This is a genomic window from Streptomyces yangpuensis, from assembly GCF_024666385.1.
Lineage (GTDB): Bacteria > Actinomycetota > Actinomycetes > Streptomycetales > Streptomycetaceae > Streptomyces > Streptomyces yangpuensis.
Genome location: NZ_CP102514.1, coordinates 4,670,464 through 4,687,464, shown reverse-complemented (window position 1 = coordinate 4,687,464; position 17,001 = coordinate 4,670,464). Strand labels below are relative to the sequence as shown.

Below are 17,001 nucleotides of genomic sequence, written 5' to 3'. Positions count from 1 at the left end.
CACAGCTCCTGGAAGAGGGCTGCCATCACCTCGTCGATGTCGGAGAGGCCCGGCGTCGGCGCCCGCTCGAACGCACTCGCAGGACTGCGGATTTCAGGTCGACAGAGCCACGCGGCGGAAGCGGCGGCGCCGGTGGTCAGGCGTCCACCTCGCCCACCCAGCCGAACTGCAGAAGTTCCTGCGGCAGGTACGCGGACTCGACCTCGATCGGCATGCCGGCATCACGGGCCATGCAGGCGATGGCGAGCGGCCCGAGGGCTACCAGGCCCTCGCCGCTCCGTGCCCGGCCCTCGTTCGCTGTCCAGTACTCCTTGTGCCAGTTCAATGCGTCGACCAGGGCTTCGTTGAACAGGTCGTTCTCGCGCGTGACGTAGCGGTGGAAGAGATTGATCGGCGGATAAAGGATCTTCAGCATGAGCTCCGCGCCGGCGATCCGCGCATTCGCAGGATCTGTGCCGTCGACGGCACGGACGAGGGTGTCCCAGGTCTCCTGCCGGCCGTGCCAGTGGTGCTGGATGGTCTCGATCCACGCATAGATGTATTCGTCAAAGTCCGCATCAGAAGCACGCAGAAGGGACTGCGGAACTTGCGCGAGCCGGTGCACGCGGCTGTTCTCGCGGCAGACCGCGGCCAGGTAGAACGAGGTGAGCCAGTTCCCGGCGTGCAGATACTCCCGCGGTCCGGTCGCCGGCAACTCTCGCTGCTCGCCGTTCACGCCGATCCGACAGGTCACGGTGCCCTCGGTGGCCTGCCCTGCGGCGAACAGCGCCGACCCGGTTTGCATGGCGAGGATCCACGCCTTCCACGTCGTGAACCGGTCCGCGACGGGATCCTCGAGGCAGTGCCACTTCGCTGCCGCGAGCGTCAGCGTGAGCGCGTCGTATCGGTCGAACTCTGACCTCGCGAGCCCCGCCAGGGCCTCCTCTGCTCCCTCGAGCACCGGCGCCATGGTCTCGCTCACGTTGACCGTGGCGAAGCCGTGTCGAGCAATGTGCGTGACCATACACCTCATCTCATCAGTCGATCTTCACACGTGTTACGTCGGGAACTCGCCCACCCAGTCGCCAGTGAGGAGATGGCGGGGAAGGTATCCCGACTCCACGTTGATGGGAATTCCGGCGTCGTGTGCGTGGCAGGCGAGGGCCAGAGGGGCCAGAGCGAGGTGTCCGTCGGGCTTCTCCGCTCGCTTTTCGTCGACGGTCCAGTAGGCCTGGTGGAGTTCGAGTGACTGTACGAGGAACTCGCTGAAGCCGTCGGGGTTGTTGGTAATCAGCAGGTAGAAGAGGTTGATGGGCGGTGCCAGCACGGTCTGGAGCAGGCCGTGCGGGGTGAGGGTGGCGGCTTCGGGCTGTGACATCTCGACGGCGAGGGTGAGTTTCTCCACCAAGTCGGGGCCCTGAAGCCAGTAGGTCTGGAGAGCGTCCACCCAATGCCAGACGAAGATGTCGTAGCCGCTGGATGCGATGCGGTTGAGTGGAACCTCCGCAAGTGCGTTCAGCCGTTCCCGATCGCGGCACACCATGGCGATCCAGAAGGTGGTCAGCCACGTGCCGAGGTCGGCGAAGCTTGCCGGGCCTTCGGCCGACAGTGTGCGCATCTCACGGTTGATCCGACACTCCACGGTGCCTTCGTCCGCGCACACGGTGGCGAATACGGCCGACCCGAGCTGCAGCGTGTTGACCAGGGCCTCCCATGTCTCCAGCCGCTCCGCGCTCGGATCCACGGTGCAGCGCGCCCCGAGGTGCAGGAGCGCGTCGTTGAACACCATGGGGAGTGAATTCGGGTACTCCTCCAGCTCGTCGATGTCCCGAGCCAGACTCGCCCAGAGACGCTCCGCCCACTCCTCTTCTATGGCACCTGGCGTGAAATGCCGACTCACGGTGACGGTCACGGGAGGCTCCTCTTACTGAGGTCGAATCGCTGGTAGCGCTGCCAGCGAGGCGTTCAGCTCCTTCGCGATCCCGTCCGCACACAGCTTGAACGAGTCGAACGCGACCTTGCCCTGCCCCTGGAACTCGCCCTCCAGCGGCTGCGCTATCAGCCGTCAGTATGACCACTGCAGTCAACATACATCGCATCAGCAACGCATGGAGGAACGGGCCTGGTGTGACCTACCCATGACAAACCGCCAGGTGCGTTCACGTGCCGGAACTCGTGGCACGCATCCGGTGGACGGCCGGTCAGGAGCGGTCTGCGGAGGCCGTCGAGGCGAGGAAGGCGAGGAGGTTGTCGGCGTAGCGCTGCGGGGCCGTGAGGTGGGGGACGTGGCCCTCGCCGTGCAGGGTCCGCGCCTGTGCGCCGGGCAGCACGTGTGCGATCCGGTCGACGATCGCGCCGAACCACGCCGGGCTGTCGGTGCCCTTGCTCAGCATGGCCGGGCCGGTGTAGCCGGCCAGCCGGGCGAGGTCCACGGTGTCCCAGTCCGGGTCTCCCTGTTCGTCGGCGGCGGTGGGGGCGTTGGTGACGAACGTCCGGCGGGCCGCGTCCGGCATCCCGTCCCACGCACCCGGCCCGAACACCACCTCCTCGACGAACCGGCGCGCGCCGCCCTCGGAGTCGCCCGCGCGCACGTCCGCCATGACGGCGTCGATGGGCGCCTGCGCGGCCCGCATCAGCCGGTCGAGCTCCGGATCGCCGGCGACGACGGCGGTCAGGGGCGGCTCGTGCACGGCGAGGCTGCGCAGCAGTTCGGGGCGGCGGGCGGCGAGGCCGAGCGCGACCGAGGCGCCGAAGGAGCTCGCGGCCACGTGGACGGGAGCGCCGAGCATCTCGATGAGCGCGGCGAGGTCGTCCTCGTCCTGGGTCCGCGTGCCCTGGCCCGGCGGGCGCTCGCTCCGGCTGTGGCCGCGGCGGTCGTAGACGAGCACGCGGTGGGCGCGGGTGAGGTGCGGCAGGACGGCGTGCCAGCTGTGGTGGTCGGTCCAGGAACCGTGGACCAGGACGAGCGGCTCCCCGTCGCCCTGGATCTCGTAGAAGAGCTCGACGCCGTTCACCTGAGCCCGTGCCATGCCTGGTCCCCCTTGCCCGAGATGCCCTGCCGGCCTCCCCCGCAGAGCCTTGATCATCCTCTCAGACGCGGGTCACTGCTGGGCGGGCGTAGTGGCCGACCAGAACTCGTCCCGCTCGTCGGGGCGCTGGGGGAACGGCCCCTTGCGCTGCGGGGTGTTCGGCTTGGTGGCGGGCTCCATGACGTCCGTGTCGCGTAGGCAGGGGGTGGCCGCCTGCAGAAAGACCTGGCCTTCGCCGCCCACCTCGACCGAGAGGCTGTAGCCGTCCGGGGTGCTCGCGTGGATGCGGGGGACCTTCCGGCTCTTGTTCGCATGGGTGAATGTGTAGCCGCGGTCTTTCCACGCCTGCTCGATCATCCCCAGGAGGGAGTCGCGACGCTGCTCGGAGACGATCGTCATGATCGTGATGATCCGGTCGGCGGCACCGGTGCCGGTGGCGGCGCCTGCCAGTCCCTTCGTGCAGCCGGCGCTGCCACCGGGGCCGTGGTTCCACTTCAGCTCCGGCCGTACGGCCCCCAGGGTCTCCTGAAGGATGGCATCGGCGCGCTCGGCGCCCTGCTGCAGATGCATGGCCTTGCCCCCCTTGGCCGATCCGCCGTCGGCGCCCGGGCCGCAGCCCGCGACGAGAGCTGCCAGGACGAACAGCGCGGCTACGGCGCGCGGTGGCTTCATCGGGTTCCTCGGTGCTGTGTCCTGGGCATGGGCCGCGAACGAGGCCTGCTCCAGGGGCGGGCGGCGCCTCCCCGGCGCCGCCTCCTCGCCCTACGCAACAGCAGGCCTCACGGCGAACACAAGTTCACGAGGCACTCCTGCGGAAATCGGACGGGCTCGCCGTATCAGCCGGTCGGGGCGGCCGCCAGGCGCGGGCGTACTCAGACACGGGTTCGCGGCTGAGTGCCCGCGCCCAGGGGGCCCTCAGAGGATCCGTCGGTCCGCCGCGGCGATCGGGACGTCGTTGATGCTGGCCTCGCGGCGGCGCATCAGGCCGTCGTCGTCGAACTCCCACTGCTCGTTGCCGTGGCTGCGCCACCACTGGCCGGAGGCGTCGTGCCACTCGTACTCGAAGCGGACGGAGATGCGGTTGCCGGTGTAGGCCCACAGCTCCTTGCGCAGCCGGTAGTCGAGCTCGCGCTCCCACTTGTCGGCGAGGAAGGCGCGGATCTCGTCGCGGCCGGTCAGGAAGCGGTCGCGGTTGCGCCAGACGGAGTCCTCGGTGTAGGCGAGGGCGACGCGCTCGGGGTCGCGGCTGTTCCAGGCGTCCTCGGCGGCCTGGACCTTGGCGCGGGCGGAGGCGTCGGTGAAGGGCGGGAGGGGCGGACGGGTCATGGTGCGTTGCGTCCTTCCGGAAGGGGAGGTCGGAGAACGGTCGTTCTCCGACCCTCCGCCCAGCTTAGGAGAACGGGCGTTCTCACCGCAAGCGATATCGGGTTACCCTGCCCTCATGGACGACGAAGAGGCACGGACCCGGCTGCTCGACGCGGCGGAGGAGCTGTTCTACTGCCACGGCATCCAGGCGGTGGGCATGGACCGCATCCGCACCGCGTCCGGCGTCCCCCTCAAGCGTCTGTACCGGCTCTACCCGGCGAAGGATGCCCTGGTCACGGCATATCTGGAGCGCCGCGACCGGCGCTGGACGGCGAGCCTGCGCGAGGCGGTGGCGGCGTCCGCGCAGCCCCCGGTCCTGGCCGTCTTCGACTGGCTGGCGCGGTGGTTCTCGGAGCCGGACTTCCGCGGCTGCGCGTTCCTCAACGCGTACGGGGAACTCGGCTCGGCCGCGCCGGAGGTCGTCCGCGTCCACAAGGCCGAGCTCCATGCCCTCCTGGCCGGACTCGTCCCGGACGCGGCCCCGCCCGCGCTCGCCGACCAGCTGCTGATCCTGGTCGAGGGCGCGACGACGGTGGCCGCTCTGAGCCCCGGCCCGGAACCGGCCCTCAGGGCGCGCGAGGTCGCGGAGGTCCTTCTGCGGCAGTGACGCAAGGCACTCGCGGGTGCCGCGTCCGGCGGTCACCTCCGTGCCACGGCTCCGTCAGTGCCGTGCCTGGTCTCGGCCTGGCGCGAGGCGAAGGTGTCCATGTCCACCGACGCCGAGCGGGCGGCCCCGGAGGTGACAGAGCGGGGCACGCGCATCGCCGACGCGGCGGGCGGGGTCACGGAGGAGGCGTGCGCGAGGCGTGGGCCGGGCGTGGGCGGGGTCACGGACGAGGCGTGGGCGAACGCCGGCATCCGCAACGCCCCCGTGCCCCACCTCAAGCCGTCACCCGTTCAGCGGCCGGTGGGGCAGCGTCGCCCACGCGCGGGTCCCGCCGCCAGGCTCCCGGGACGGCCCGAGGCCCCAGTCTCCGCCGTGGTCGCGCACCAGTGCCGAGAACACCCGGAGGGTGGAGCGGCGGCGGGCCTCGCAGAACGCGGCAAGCCGGGGGTGGGTGTGGGTGGGGTGCGCGTCGTAGACGATGACGCGCAGCTCGTCGTCGCGGTAGCGGACGGACAGGTACAGCTCGCCGTACGGGTCCATCCGCCAGGCTGAGCCGAGGAGTTCCGAGGCGGCCTGTACGGCTGTCGGTTCCAGGGGGTCGAGGGCGTAGGCGCGCAGGGCTGCCCGTACGGCCTGTCGGGCGATCCCGGCCGAGCGGGGCGAGGCGGGCAGGGTCATGCTGCACGACAGCCCCTCCGCGAGGACCGCCTGACCGGCGGTCCCGGGGTCCGGGGCGACGGGGCAGGCGGATGCGGCGGTGTACGAGTGGGTGTACGGGGTGAGCAACTTCGGCTCCCAAGTCGTCGATGGGCAAAGACGTTTGGCTTCGGAAGCTCGACGCGCACAGGGGCTCACGAGGACCGTTCACAGGCGGCATGGGCGGCGGGTGTGGCTCGTCCCCCGGGCAGGGCCGGGCGATGCACTTCAACTCGCCGTACGTAAGCGGTGCGTCACCCACAGTAGGGCATCAAAATGGTGCCTGCACCACAAAATTCATGAGGTCTGCTCCTGAAATGGACCGCATGCGGGCCGGAGTGCAGACTTCCCACATGCCACCGAGGACGCTGCCGTCATATCGCCGGGCCCGACTGGGAGCAGAGCTGCGCCGGATGCGCTTGAACGCGGGCGTGTCCGCCGAACTCGCGGCCTCACTCGTCGGCATGGACCGAGGAAAGATCCCCAGCATCGAGGCGGGCGCCCGGACCTTGAGCGCCGAGCGATTGCGCACCCTGGTCGCCAACTACGGCTGTACCGACGAGCCCTACATCGACGCGCTGCTCGGCATGGCCCAGCGTCGCCGACGAGGGTGGTGGGATCAGTACCGCGAGAGGCTCGCACCGGGCTTCCTGGACATCGCAGAGCTGGAGTGGCATGCCACGCGGATGCACACGGTGCAAGCCGTTCACGTACCCGGACTGCTTCAGACCGAGGAATACTCCAGAGCCATCTTCAACGCCGTGCTGCCGCAGCTGTCCCGCTTGGACGTGGAGCTGCGCGTGGCCCACCGCCAAGAGCGACAGATCGTCCTTGACCGCCGAGATCCGGTTCAGTACACCGGTTATGTGCACGAGGCAGCACTGCGTATGCAGTTCGGCGGCCGACAGGTGTCGAAGCGTCAGCTCGATCGGATCTGCGAGCGGAGCACGGCGGAACACATCACCATCAGGGTCATCCCCGTCACTCAAGGAGCCTTCCCGGGAGCGGGACACCCTCTGTTCTACGCCGAGGAATCGGTCCCACAGCTCGACACGGCGCAACTCGACTCGGCCCACGGCCCGGAGTTCCTGCACGGTGCGGAGCAACTGGCCAAGTATCGAAGCCATCTGGACTGGATGGCCGATCACACACTCAACCCCGAGGCTTCGCGTGATCTCATCCGAGCCATCAGCAAGGAACTGTGAGAGGGGCCGCCATGCCTGACATCCAGTGGGAAGCGCCGTACTGCGGAGAGGGAAACGCCTGCTACCGGATAGGGGTGGACGGGGACGGCAACAGTTACATAGCGGTGGCCGGCCAGGAGGACCGGCCGCTGACCGACAGCAGAGCGGCCCTCCAGGCCCTGATCCGGGACATCAAGGCGGGTCGGGCCGACCACCTGCTGGACTAACTCGCGCCGCGCGGGAAGGTGATCTCCACGCGGCGGTTCTTCTTGCGGCCCTCCTCCGTGCTGTTGTCGGCGATCGGGTAGTCCTCGCTGTACCCGCGGACGTCGAAGACGACGCCGGGGTTCGTCACGGTCTTGCTCAGCTCGGCGTGCACGGCGTCGGCCCGCTGCTTGGACAGCTCCTTGCCGTGCTCGTAGCTGCCCTGATCGTCGGTGAAACCGAAGACCCGGATGCGGGTCGCCTTGGACTGGTTGATCTCGTTGCCGATGGCCTGGATCCGGGCGGCCGCCTGCGCGTTGAAGACGGCGCTGTCCTCGGGGAACAGCACCTCGGACTGCAGCGCCATCATGACGGTCTCGTTGGTCTCCTGCCGCCGCTGCTCGCCACCGAGGTCTTCGACGACCTCGGCGATGTCCAGCACCTTGACCGGTGCCAGGGTCCCGCCCTGCGGGATCTTCAGCCCGGGGGCGTTGGAGTCGATCGCCACGGGCGCGGCGGCGGACGGCTCCGTGCCGGGGGGCACGGAGGGCTTCACGTCATCGGCGTGTGCGGAGCCGGCCCCGGCTGTGTGGATGCCGGCGAGAAGGAGCCCGATTACGCCTGTTGCAGCGGAGATGCGGTGGCGATTGGTCATGGGGTCACCCGGAGAGTTTGACGGTCGCCGTGGCGAAAGTAGGGAGGCTGAGGTCCACCTCTGCGGTACTGCTCGGCGGTGCCGGGAACTGCGCGAAGAACGGCATCGTCTGATTGGCTTCGATGATGTTCAAACCGGTTGTGCAGAGACACCGGCCATCAGTATCGCGGAGCACGTAGTACCTCTTCTTGCCGGCCTTGTCCACCAGGGTCACTCCTGCCACGGAAACGCCACTGGCGTTCAGCTCGTTTCCCCGCCAGGGCGCTGTGTTCACATACGGAGCGGTGCCGTTGTTCTTCAGCTGTCCTTCGATTGTCAGAAACCCCCCGGCATCCCGGGCAGCTTTGTTGATTGTCAACACCATCCCCGATTCGCCGTTCACCGTGGCGAGGACCTGAGTCGGGGCAGTCTCGCTCTTCCCTGCTCCAGACGGAGACGCCTCACCACCGGCCTGCGGCTTTGCCGAGGTCGATGCCCCAGGCTTGTCAGACTTCCCTTCGCCCCCGCACCCGGTGAGGGCGAGGGTGAGGATCGCCATCATCCCCACAGCCAGATTCCCACGACCCGCGTGCCGAACAATCATGTACTGGGCTTCCTTGTCTCTCGGTCATCAGTCGGTCAGGCGGACATCGAACAGGGCCCCTGCCAGCGAACGCCACGGGCGCGATTGCGCGGGGTTATAGGCGACAACGCTCCCTCCTGCGCACTCGAATTCGATCAGAACAGGCGGTGTGGGCTCCGGGACGGTACCGCCGCCGCTCCCGGGCCCCCCGGTCTTGAGGTGGCATCGAGGAATGATCTCAGCGGTGGCCTCGGCTTCACCATGACGTCCGCTCACCCCAGGAACGACCGAATCGCCCACGGTTCCATTCGTCACCGACCTGACGGTGAACCTGGGACCTACCCGACTGCACGTTGCCGTTGATTCATTCCTTGCAGCGAAGTCCCGCGCCGCGCCGCAGGCACCGGCACCGTCGAAGCGGTTGCCCTTCAGAATTTGCTCCCAGGCCTCCGGCGAGAGAGTGGCGAGGTCCACGCCGGGCGCCAGAGTGTCTCTGGCCTCTCGAGCCGCGGCAAGTGCGGCGGCGTCCGCAGCTCCCTGAGCATCGCTCCGGACGATCGCCGCCTTACCGACGGTGAAAAATGCCAAAGCAGCGAAGAGTAGCGCCGCTACCACGACGACATAGATGGGGAAGGCCTGACCGCAGTCCCCGTCGACGGATCTGCGCCAGGTCACTTGCCTGCAGTGATACTTGCCACGGCAGCCGTAATCTTTGTCGTGATGGCCTGCCCGATGCCAGTGCCGATGATCGCCCCGATGATCACTACGACCACCAGGATGATGCCCAGGTACTCGAAGGCCGTCTGGCCGCGGTCCTGTTGGGCGTGGCGGTTGCGGAGCCTTGTCACGGCCGTGTCCGCCCATCCGTTCACCCTGATCCGCGCCTCCACGGCGGCCTTCAGCAGCGTGTTCTGTGACATGGGGGTTCCCTCCCGGGCCGGTACCGGTGTCGATCTGCGGACGGTACGGCGAGTCACCAGTCGTGACCAAGGGTCCCGGGACCCAATTACGGACCCACTGCGCACTCTGTCTACCCATGACCGGTCACTCCTGGACGGGCGGTTCCCAGCCAGCGGGCTATCGCCTCGCTGCGCGTGGCGCTGCGGAGCTTCGCGAAGATGCGGTTGATGTGGTTCTTGACGGTCTTCTCGCTGATGAAGCAGGTGGCGGCGATCTGCTGATTGCTCATTCCGGACGCGATCAGATCCATGATCTCCACCTCCCGGGAACTCAGCCCGAAGACAACAGAGTTGTGCATCCGCTCCGACGACTGTGCCACATCTCGTTGCGGATGCGAAGAGGTCCTGAGTTCCGTCAGCAGGGCGCTCGCCGCCGTCGGGGTGAAGTGGGGGCGGCCCAGCGGTGCGTCGTGCACGGCCCTGAGCAGCTCGTCCGCCGTGAACTCGCCGTGCACCAGGTAGCCGCCGGCGCCCAACAGCAGTGCCTCCCGGACGATTTCGGCTTCCCTGCTGTACGTGACCATCAGTACGGGCGCCAGCATCACCAGGTGGGGCAGGGCCGAGATCCCGTCCACCCCCGGCATCCGGACGTCCAGCAGGACCACGTCCGGCGCGTGCCGGCGGGTCAGGCTCAGTGCCTCGCGGCCGTCCGCGGCCTGGGCCGTCACCTCGATGTCCGCGGCCGCGCCCAGGATGGCCGCGAGGCCCGCCCTGATGACCGGGTTCCCGTCGGCGATGAGCACGCTCAGCCGCGCCATCGCTCAGCCACCCCCGAACAGCGCACCGAAGTCGACGTTCGCGCCGTAGACGAAGCCGCACACCAGGAGGATGAGCGTGCCGGGCAGCATGAACATCGTCACCGCGAACGTCGCTTTCGGCACGGCCCGGGCCGCCCGCCGCCGGGCGTTCTGGGCGTCCGTACGGCGCATGTCCTCGGCGATCGCGATCAGCGTGTCGACGATCGGGGAGCCCAGCTCCTCGCCCTGCTGGAGGGCCGTCACGAACTGCGCGACCTGTTCGCTGTCGTTGCGCCGCCGCAGCTCGTCGAAGGCCTGCCGGCGGCTGACGCCCATGTCCATCTGCTGGAGCGTGATGCGGATCTCGTCCGCCCACGGCCCCTCGTACTTGCCCGCCACCCGGTCCAGCGCCTGCCGGAAGCCCAGCCCCGCGCTCACCACCACGGCGAGGACGTCCAGGAAGTCCGGCAGCGTCCGCTCGATGTGGTCGCGGCGGACCCGGATGGCCGACCACAGGCCGGCCTCGATCCAGAACAGGCCGAAGGCCACCATCAGCAGAGCCGCGACCAGCTGGCCGTTGACCAGCATCGAGAAGGCGCCGACGGTGCCCAGGGCGCCGTACACCGCACGCCGCGCCGCGTACCGGTCGATCGTCAGACCGGCCGGATTGCCCGCCATGTCGATCTGCCGGCGCTTGCGCGCCACCCGGTTCGCGCCCATCGCGCGCAGGACCAGCGGGGCCCAGCGGATGCCGATGCGGTCGACCAGCGAGCCGACGGCCGTCGTACGGGTCGCGCCGACCTCCAGGGCCAGGGCCAGGTCGGTGGGGAGCTTCACGTCCGCCCGGTAGAGGCGGATGCCGTGGAAGGCGCCGAACACCGAGAGGGCCACGGCGAGAGCGAGGAGAAGTGCCGTCATCGTCCCGTTCGCCCCCTCACACGTCGATCTTCGACAGGCGGCGGATGAGGACGAAGCCCAGCGCGAAGAGGCCGAGCGCCACGAGGACCGCCGTCTGCCCGAAGAACGCGCCCGTCATCCGGTCCAGCGCGCCCGGCATCATCATGTCGACGAGGAGCAGCGAGCCGAGCCCGATCGCCGGCACCAGGTAGGCCGTCACCGTGACCTGGGACAGCTGGGTGCGGATCTCGCGACGCGTCTCCTTGCGCTGCTCCAGCGTCACCGTCAGGTTGCGCAGGCTGTCCACGATCGCGCCGCCGGCCCGCGCCGACAGGACGAGGGTGGAGACGAGGACGACGAGTTCGCGCGACGGCAGGCGTTCGGTGAGCTCCCCCAGGGACTCCTCGATGGAGTGGCCCACGGCGAGCCGGTCGGCGACCCGCGCGAGCTCCTCACCCGCCGGTGCCTCCAGCTCCTCCGCCGCGATGCCGATGGCGGTACGCAGGGCCAGCCCGGCCTGGGTGGCGTTGGCGAGGATGCGGGCCAGGTCGGGGAGCTGGTTGATGAAGCGCTCCGTACGCCGTGCCCGCTGCCAGGCCAGGAACGCGTTCGCCGCCCAGACGCCGATCAGGCCGGCCACCGGCCCGAAGAACGGCGCGAGGAGGGACGACGCGACGAGCCAGACGCCCGCGATCGAACCGAGCATGTAGACGAAGAACTCGCCGGGCGTGAGGTCCAGGCCGGTGGTCGCGAGCTTCTGCTCGATCCGGCGGCCGAGCCGCGTCTTGCGCAGCCGGCGGTCGATCGTGCGGAAGCGGCGCACCCGGCCGAGCGGGGCGGGCGCGCCGCTCGCCGAGAGGCGTTCGACGAGGGCGGCGTGCTGGGCGCGCCCGGCCGCGTACGCCTGGAGGCCGACGACCGCGAGGACGCAGGCCAGCAGCGTGACGCCGAGGGTGAGGAGGATCAGTGGGTTCACAGGGCGGTCCGTGTGATGTGCGGGGTGGTGAGGGGGTCGTCCGGCAGTGCGACGCCGAAGGCCTGCGGGATGGGCTGGTTGTTCATGTAGAGGCGTTCGGCGATGCGGCGCGGCAGCGGGTAGTACTCGAAGAAGCCGTGGACGCGGCCGTCGGGCCCCATGGGCTGGGCGACGAACCGGCAGACCGTGGTGATCCGGAAGGGTTCACGGCCGTGGGATTCGAGGATGGAGATCTCCGTGATGCGGCGGGAGCCGTCACCGAAGCGCGTCAGCTGGACGATGACGTTGACGGCGCTGTTGATCTGGTCCTGGAGCGCCTCGAAGGGGATCTCGACCTCCGACATGGACGCCAGCGTCTGCAGGCGCGTGAGGGCGTCGGAGGAGCTGTTGGCGTGGACGGTGGCCAGCGAGCCGTCGTGGCCGGTGGACATGGCCTGCAGCATGTCGAGGGTCTCACCGCCGCGGACCTCGCCGACGATGATGCGGTCGGGGCGCATGCGCAGGGAGTTGCGTACGAGGTCGCGGATGGTGATCTGGCCCTTGCCCTCCACGTTCGCCGGGCGTGATTCCAGACGGATGACGTGGGCCTGCTGGAGCTGGAGTTCGGCGGAGTCCTCGATGGTGATGATGCGCTCGCCCTCCGGGATCAGGCCGGAGAGGGCGTTGAGGAGGGTGGTCTTGCCGGTGCCGGTGGCGCCGGAGACGATCACGTTCATCTTCGCCTGGACCAGCCCCGACAGCAGCAGGAGCATCTGCTCGTCGAGGGAGCCGAGGGCGATCATCTCGTGCAGGGTGAAGGCGCGCGGGAAGCGGCGGATGGTGAGGGTGGCGCCGGTCAGGGAGAGCGGCGGGATGATGACGTTGACGCGCTCGCCGCTCGGCAGGCGCGCGTCGACCATCGGATTCGCCTCGTCGACACGGCGGTTGACGGTCGAGACGATGCGCTCGATGGTCTGCATGAGCTGCTCGTGCGAGGCGAAGCGGAGGGGGAGCTGCTCCACCCGGCCGGCCCGCTCGACGAAGATCTGGTCGGGGCCGTTGACCATGATCTCGGAGATGGAGGCGTCTTCGAGGAGCGGTTCGAGCACGCCGAGCCCGAGGGCCTCGTCGACGACGCGGCGGATGAGCTGCGCCCGCTCGACGGTGGAGAGGACGGGTCCCTCGCGGCTGATGATGTGCCCGAGTACGCGTTCCAGGCGCGCCCGGCGCTCGGCGGGCGCGAGCGCGGACATCTCGGCGAGGTCGATCTCCTCCAGCAGCTTGGCGCGGTAGGAGGAGACCAGCCGGCCGTCCTCGCGCGGGCTGTGGCGGTCGTCAGGGGTGCCGACCCGGGAACGCAGGCTCATGGTCCGGTCACCTCGGGGTCGTCGTTGGGCATGACGGCTGTGGCTTTGGCATCGGCCGGGTTCAGCCCGGGGATGATCGAGTTGACGGGGATGGTGACGACGGCCGTGACGGCGTCGGCCGTCGTCCTCACGACGACGCGCGCGCCGAGACCCTCCCGGACGGCCGCCACCCCCGCCGCCTCTCCCCTGCCCCGGTGCTGCGCCTCCACACGCGCCGCCGTACGGGCGGCCGTGTCCGCCTGCTCGTGGACGTACGCGACCCAGCCCAGCTGGATCGCGCACAGGGCCACGAACAGCAGGATCGGGACGAAGCCGATGTACTCCAGGGCCACTTGGCCCCGGTCGGAGCGGATGCGTCGCCGCCTCATGTCAGTCCGCCTCCTTCTCCAGCGCCGCGCCGCCGGTGCCGTCGATCTCGCCGAAGTCGAGCCCGGGGAAGAAGACCGGGATGCCGAGGGTGACCTTCGCCCGCATGATGTCGCCGGACTGCTCACAGTGCGCCTTGGGGCCCCACGCCTCCCCGATGTGTTCCTTCGCCGCCGCCTCGCAGAACTCGGGCCCGTGCACCGCCCCCGCGCGGGCCGCCTCGTCCGCCGCGTTGCCCGCCAGGGAGAAGGCGTAGCCGATCAGGACGCACTCCCACACCGCCGCCACCAGGAGCAGGATCAGCGGTACCGTGCCGACGAACTCGATCGCCACCTGGCCCCGGTCGCCCCGGCTCCGGGTGTCGCCGGCCCCTCTCCGGGCGGGGGTGCGCATCCGTCAGCCCTCCCGGCCGCGGCGCAGGCGGGAGACCGTGCCCGCGGCGCGCAGGGTCAGGGCGCCGCCCGGGGGCGCGGGGGTCGCCGGGGTGTCCGGGGCGGCCAGCAGGCCGAGTTCGCCGGCCAGGGTCCACAGGGCCTGCTTCACCGTCGAACGGTTGTCGAGGTCCTGGACGCGGCCCGCGTCCACCACGGCCTGGAGTTCCTTGAAGGCGGCCGGGACCGGGGTGCGGGTGGCTCGGGTCTTGGTGATCTTCTCGATCAGGGCGGGCTGGATCTCGGTGTGCTTGCTCCAGCGGTTGACGACCACCGCGGTGTCCTCGGCCTTGCGGACCTGGAGCCGCTCCCACAGGCGGACCATGCGCTTGGCGGCCCGTACGGCGATCACGTCCGGGGTGGTGACCAGGACGGCGACGTCCGCCATCTCGACCACGGCGGCGTTGGCGCCGGTCACCTGGGTGCCGCAGTCGACGACGACGAGTTCGTAGCGGCTGCGCAGGGCGCCGACGATGTGGCGGGCGGCCCGGTCGTCGACCTCCTCGCCGCGTTCGCCGTCGGCCGGGGCCAGCAGCAGCGCGAGGCCGGTGCGGTCCTCGTAGACGGCGTCCTGGAGGACCCGCGGCGAGATGTCCTGGATCCCGGCGAGGTCGGCGATGGACCGTCGGAACTGCACGTCGAGGTACGAGCCCACGTCGCCGGCCTGGAGGTCCATGTCGACCAGTGCGGTGCGCCGCCCCGAGGCGGCCGCGGCCAGGGCGAACTGGACGGCGGTGAAGGTCGTGCCCACGCCGCCCTTGGCGCCGGTGACCGTGACCACGCGTCCGCCCGGCCCGGTGAAGGTGTCGGCCGCGCCCCTGCCCAGGTGGCGGCGGACGCCCACGGACCACTGGGCGGCGGCCTGGACGCGGGCGGCGAGTTCCTCGTAGGACAGCGGCAGGCCGACCAGTCCGCGGGCGCCGGAGTCCATCGCGGCGGAGAAGAGCGCCGGGCCGGCGTCCGAGGAGACCAGGACGACCCCCACCGCCGGGAAGCGGAGGGCCACTTCCCGGATGAGTTCCAGGGCGGGCACCGGGCCGATCCGCTCGTGGACGAGGACCACCTCGGGCAGCTCGTCGACGGAGTCGGCGGCGAGCCGGGCGAGGGTGTCCAGCAGGGTGGTCGAGTCCGGGACGGGCGTGGCGGGCTCCGCCGACGGGAGCTGGCTGAGCAGAGTGGAGAAGATGCGGGCGGCGTCCGGGTCGCCGACCGCGGGGAGGATTCGGGTGGTCATCCGGGCCTCACTTGTCCCCGTCGAGGGTGTACGTACGGTCGCCGGCGGCGGGCGCGGAGTCGGTGCCGGGGGCGACGAGGGCCAGGCGCACGTGCTCCGCGAAGGACTCGGCGTACGCGACGCGCTGGGTGTCCTTGGTGCTGAGGGCGAAGGTGATCGGGACGGCCTCGGCGGGGCCCTTGCGGTCGCTGTCCTTCTCCAGGGCGGTGAGCCTGCCGACGTTCAGGACCCGGGCGTTGGCGACGATGATCACCGAGCGGGAGGGTTCGGTGTCCTTGGCGCCCTTGAAGGTGGCGATGATGTTGACCTTGGCGCCTGAGGTGATCTTCCCGGCCACGCCGGTCGCCGCGTCGATCATGATGGCGATCTCCTGCTCGCCGGGCTGGAGCTGCGGCCGGTCGACGAACATGTCCGCCTGCAGCAGCGAGCCCTTCTTCAGGGTGGTGAGCGCGATCTTGTCCTTGAGTGCGCCGAGGTCGGTGACGGCGGTGGCGGACAGCCACCGCTCGGGGATCCTGACCTCCTCGAACTGGCCGGCCCCCAGGGGGCTGTACGGCGCTATGTCGGCCTTGGCGCGGTAGGCGACGACCTCGGAGCCGACCTTGGAGTTGACGTCGCCGATCACCACGAGGACTCCGGCGAAGGCCCCCAGGGCGCAGAGGACCGACAGGAGCAGCAGAATGACGCCGCGGCGCTGGCGTGAGTTCATAGGCCGTACTACCTCGCCGTTCTTTCTTCATCCGTACGTTCGGTCGTCGGTCAGGGTCTGGAGCGGCCGGTGCCCGCCGGCGCCGCCGCGGGCGGCGGTGGGGCGGCGAGCGGGGCGGCGCAGAAGCCGCAGCGGTCGCCGATGAGTTCGAGGCCGCACCAGCGGCACTGCTCGCGGCGGACCGAGGCGACCAGTTGGTAGAGCACGGACAGGTCGGGGATGCCGGCGGCGAACTCCACCAGCTTGGGGGTGCCCCACCAGGCGGGTGAGGCGGCCGGCAGCGGGTTCTCCATGACGCCCTGCACCTGCCAGGCGGGGGCGAGTTCGGCGGCGACCCAGTCGGAGGTGAGCTGGCCGCGCGCGAACGTGAGGTGCGTGGCGAAGTCGGGGCCGGCGGGCATGACCGCCGCCGACGCCGCGTCCTGCGCACCGCCCGGGGAGCCGCCCCGGCTGCCGTGGCCCCCGCCGTGCGCCCCGCCCCGCGTACCGCGCCCGCCGCGCCCGGCGCCGGTGGATCCCAGCCGGGCGAGGTGCGGTGCCGGGTGGGCGAGTACGGCGAACTGTGCGCCCGGCGACCAGGACCGGGCGTGCGCCCCGAGCCCGACGGGGACGCGGACCCGGTCGAGTTTGGCGACCGAGCCCAGCAGGGCGCCGGCGTAGATGTAGTGGGACAGCAGCCGGGCCGCGGAGGCGATGATTCCGGGGCTGAAGTCGCAGACGCTGAGCTGGCGCAGCTGACGGGCCAGCAGGGCCGTTCCCAGCGGGGGCAGATCGATGTCGAGCAGCGCGATCCGGTCGGTTTCCAGGATGGCCCGGACGGTGTGCAGCCGCTGGACGGTGGGGCGCGGGAGCCAGGGCGGTACGAGGGCCACGAGGTGACCGTGCCGTTCCAGCAGGGCGCCGGCGGCGGCGAGGGCGGCCTCCAGGTCGTGCTGTTCGGGCGGGTGCAGCAGGGCGGCCCCGGGTGTGTGCCGGTCAGGGGCCGGAAGCACCAGATCGGCGCTGGTGACAGCGATGGCGGTCGGCACGCGAATTCCCCCGTTCCCCCACGTTTCCCCGTACGCC

Annotated in this window: 22 protein-coding genes and 1 pseudogene; 4 read left to right on the top strand and 19 right to left on the bottom strand. The window is 70.2% G+C overall.

Annotation, left to right across the window (positions count from 1 at the left end):
- Positions 1–136 precede the first annotated feature (136 nt).
- The 5 genes from NRK68_RS21585 to NRK68_RS21565 form a co-directional block, all read right to left on the bottom strand.
- Positions 137–1,003 (bottom strand): immunity 49 family protein, encoded by an 867-nt coding sequence (locus NRK68_RS21585; RefSeq protein ID WP_257856467.1) that lies wholly within the window; start codon positions 1,001–1,003, stop codon positions 137–139.
- Between the two features lie 33 nt (positions 1,004–1,036).
- Positions 1,037–1,891 carry an immunity 49 family protein gene (locus NRK68_RS21580; protein ID WP_257856466.1) on the bottom strand — a complete coding sequence of 285 codons (855 nt, stop codon included), beginning with the start codon at positions 1,889–1,891 and terminating at the stop codon, positions 1,037–1,039.
- Between the two features lie 289 nt (positions 1,892–2,180).
- Complete coding sequence (locus tag NRK68_RS21575; protein WP_257856465.1) at positions 2,181–3,008, bottom strand: alpha/beta fold hydrolase; 828 nt, start codon at positions 3,006–3,008, stop codon at positions 2,181–2,183.
- A gap of 72 nt (positions 3,009–3,080) precedes the next feature.
- The gene (locus NRK68_RS21570; RefSeq protein WP_183066751.1) at positions 3,081–3,680 is read right to left on the bottom strand and encodes a hypothetical protein; all 600 of its coding nucleotides are present in this window, start codon (positions 3,678–3,680) and stop codon (positions 3,081–3,083) included.
- 243 nt (positions 3,681–3,923) lie between these two features.
- Positions 3,924–4,334: a nuclear transport factor 2 family protein gene (locus tag NRK68_RS21565; protein ID WP_257856463.1), complete on the bottom strand. Its 411-nt coding sequence runs from the start codon at positions 4,332–4,334 to the stop codon at positions 3,924–3,926.
- Positions 4,335–4,449: 115 nt separating this feature from the next.
- Between NRK68_RS21565 and NRK68_RS21560 the strand changes: the two genes are divergently transcribed.
- Positions 4,450–4,980 carry a TetR/AcrR family transcriptional regulator gene (locus NRK68_RS21560; RefSeq protein WP_257856462.1) on the top strand — a complete coding sequence of 177 codons (531 nt, stop codon included), beginning with the start codon at positions 4,450–4,452 and terminating at the stop codon, positions 4,978–4,980.
- Positions 4,981–5,046: 66 nt separating this feature from the next.
- Positions 5,047–5,226, top strand: a pseudogene (locus NRK68_RS36950) (hypothetical protein); the annotation flags it as partial.
- Between the two features lie 36 nt (positions 5,227–5,262).
- On the opposite strand, the gene NRK68_RS21550 reads toward NRK68_RS36950, so the two are convergent.
- Entirely contained in the window at positions 5,263–5,766 is a 504-nt protein-coding gene (locus tag NRK68_RS21550; protein ID WP_257856461.1) for an ATP-binding protein, read from the bottom strand.
- A 209-nt stretch (positions 5,767–5,975) separates the two neighbouring features.
- Between NRK68_RS21550 and NRK68_RS21545 the strand changes: the two genes are divergently transcribed.
- Positions 5,976–6,881, top strand: a complete 906-nt coding sequence (locus tag NRK68_RS21545) for a helix-turn-helix domain-containing protein (protein WP_308296241.1) — start codon at positions 5,976–5,978, stop codon at positions 6,879–6,881.
- An 11-nt stretch (positions 6,882–6,892) separates the two neighbouring features.
- Positions 6,893–7,087, top strand: a complete 195-nt coding sequence (locus NRK68_RS21540) for a hypothetical protein (RefSeq protein ID WP_046779072.1) — start codon at positions 6,893–6,895, stop codon at positions 7,085–7,087.
- Here NRK68_RS21540 and NRK68_RS21535 read toward each other — a convergent pair.
- The 13 genes from NRK68_RS21535 to NRK68_RS21475 all read right to left on the bottom strand — a co-directional run bounded on the left by NRK68_RS21535 (position 7,084) and on the right by NRK68_RS21475 (position 16,964).
- Complete coding sequence (locus NRK68_RS21535; RefSeq protein WP_257856460.1) at positions 7,084–7,719, bottom strand: OmpA family protein; 636 nt, start codon at positions 7,717–7,719, stop codon at positions 7,084–7,086. The genes NRK68_RS21540 and NRK68_RS21535 overlap by 4 nt on opposite strands.
- 4 nt (positions 7,720–7,723) lie before the next feature.
- The gene (locus NRK68_RS21530; protein ID WP_257856459.1) at positions 7,724–8,302 is read right to left on the bottom strand and encodes a hypothetical protein; all 579 of its coding nucleotides are present in this window, start codon (positions 8,300–8,302) and stop codon (positions 7,724–7,726) included.
- 27 nt (positions 8,303–8,329) lie between these two features.
- Complete coding sequence (locus tag NRK68_RS21525) at positions 8,330–8,956, bottom strand: pilus assembly protein TadG-related protein (protein ID WP_257856458.1); 627 nt, start codon at positions 8,954–8,956, stop codon at positions 8,330–8,332.
- Positions 8,953–9,201, bottom strand: coding sequence for a hypothetical protein (locus tag NRK68_RS21520; RefSeq protein ID WP_257856457.1), 249 nt, complete (start codon positions 9,199–9,201; stop codon positions 8,953–8,955). The genes NRK68_RS21525 and NRK68_RS21520 overlap by 4 nt, the downstream gene beginning before the upstream one ends.
- A 110-nt stretch (positions 9,202–9,311) precedes the next feature.
- Positions 9,312–9,998 carry a response regulator gene (locus tag NRK68_RS21515; RefSeq protein ID WP_183066760.1) on the bottom strand — a complete coding sequence of 229 codons (687 nt, stop codon included), beginning with the start codon at positions 9,996–9,998 and terminating at the stop codon, positions 9,312–9,314.
- A 3-nt stretch (positions 9,999–10,001) separates the two neighbouring features.
- Entirely contained in the window at positions 10,002–10,895 is an 894-nt protein-coding gene (locus tag NRK68_RS21510; protein ID WP_183066761.1) for a DUF5936 domain-containing protein, read from the bottom strand.
- Positions 10,896–10,911: 16 nt separating this feature from the next.
- Positions 10,912–11,850 (bottom strand): type II secretion system F family protein, encoded by a 939-nt coding sequence (locus NRK68_RS21505; protein WP_257856456.1) that lies wholly within the window; start codon positions 11,848–11,850, stop codon positions 10,912–10,914.
- On the bottom strand, positions 11,847–13,196 hold the full coding sequence (locus NRK68_RS21500) for a TadA family conjugal transfer-associated ATPase (protein WP_183066763.1): 1,350 nt from the start codon (positions 13,194–13,196) through the stop codon (positions 11,847–11,849). The genes NRK68_RS21505 and NRK68_RS21500 overlap by 4 nt, the downstream gene beginning before the upstream one ends.
- A complete protein-coding gene (locus tag NRK68_RS21495) occupies positions 13,193–13,564 on the bottom strand; it encodes a TadE/TadG family type IV pilus assembly protein (protein ID WP_183066764.1) in 372 nt (123 codons plus the stop codon). Before NRK68_RS21495 ends, NRK68_RS21500 begins: the two co-directional genes overlap by 4 nt.
- 1 nt (position 13,565) lies before the next feature.
- Positions 13,566–13,955 carry a TadE/TadG family type IV pilus assembly protein gene (locus tag NRK68_RS21490; protein WP_257856455.1) on the bottom strand — a complete coding sequence of 130 codons (390 nt, stop codon included), beginning with the start codon at positions 13,953–13,955 and terminating at the stop codon, positions 13,566–13,568.
- A gap of 3 nt (positions 13,956–13,958) precedes the next feature.
- Entirely contained in the window at positions 13,959–15,227 is a 1,269-nt protein-coding gene (locus NRK68_RS21485; protein ID WP_257856454.1) for a CpaE/TadZ family protein, read from the bottom strand.
- Between the two features lie 7 nt (positions 15,228–15,234).
- Positions 15,235–15,936, bottom strand: a complete 702-nt coding sequence (gene cpaB / locus NRK68_RS21480; protein WP_183066767.1) for a Flp pilus assembly protein CpaB — start codon at positions 15,934–15,936, stop codon at positions 15,235–15,237.
- Positions 15,937–15,986: 50 nt separating this feature from the next.
- Positions 15,987–16,964, bottom strand: a complete 978-nt coding sequence (locus NRK68_RS21475; RefSeq protein WP_183066768.1) for a hypothetical protein — start codon at positions 16,962–16,964, stop codon at positions 15,987–15,989.
- Positions 16,965–17,001: the final 37 nt, after the last annotated feature.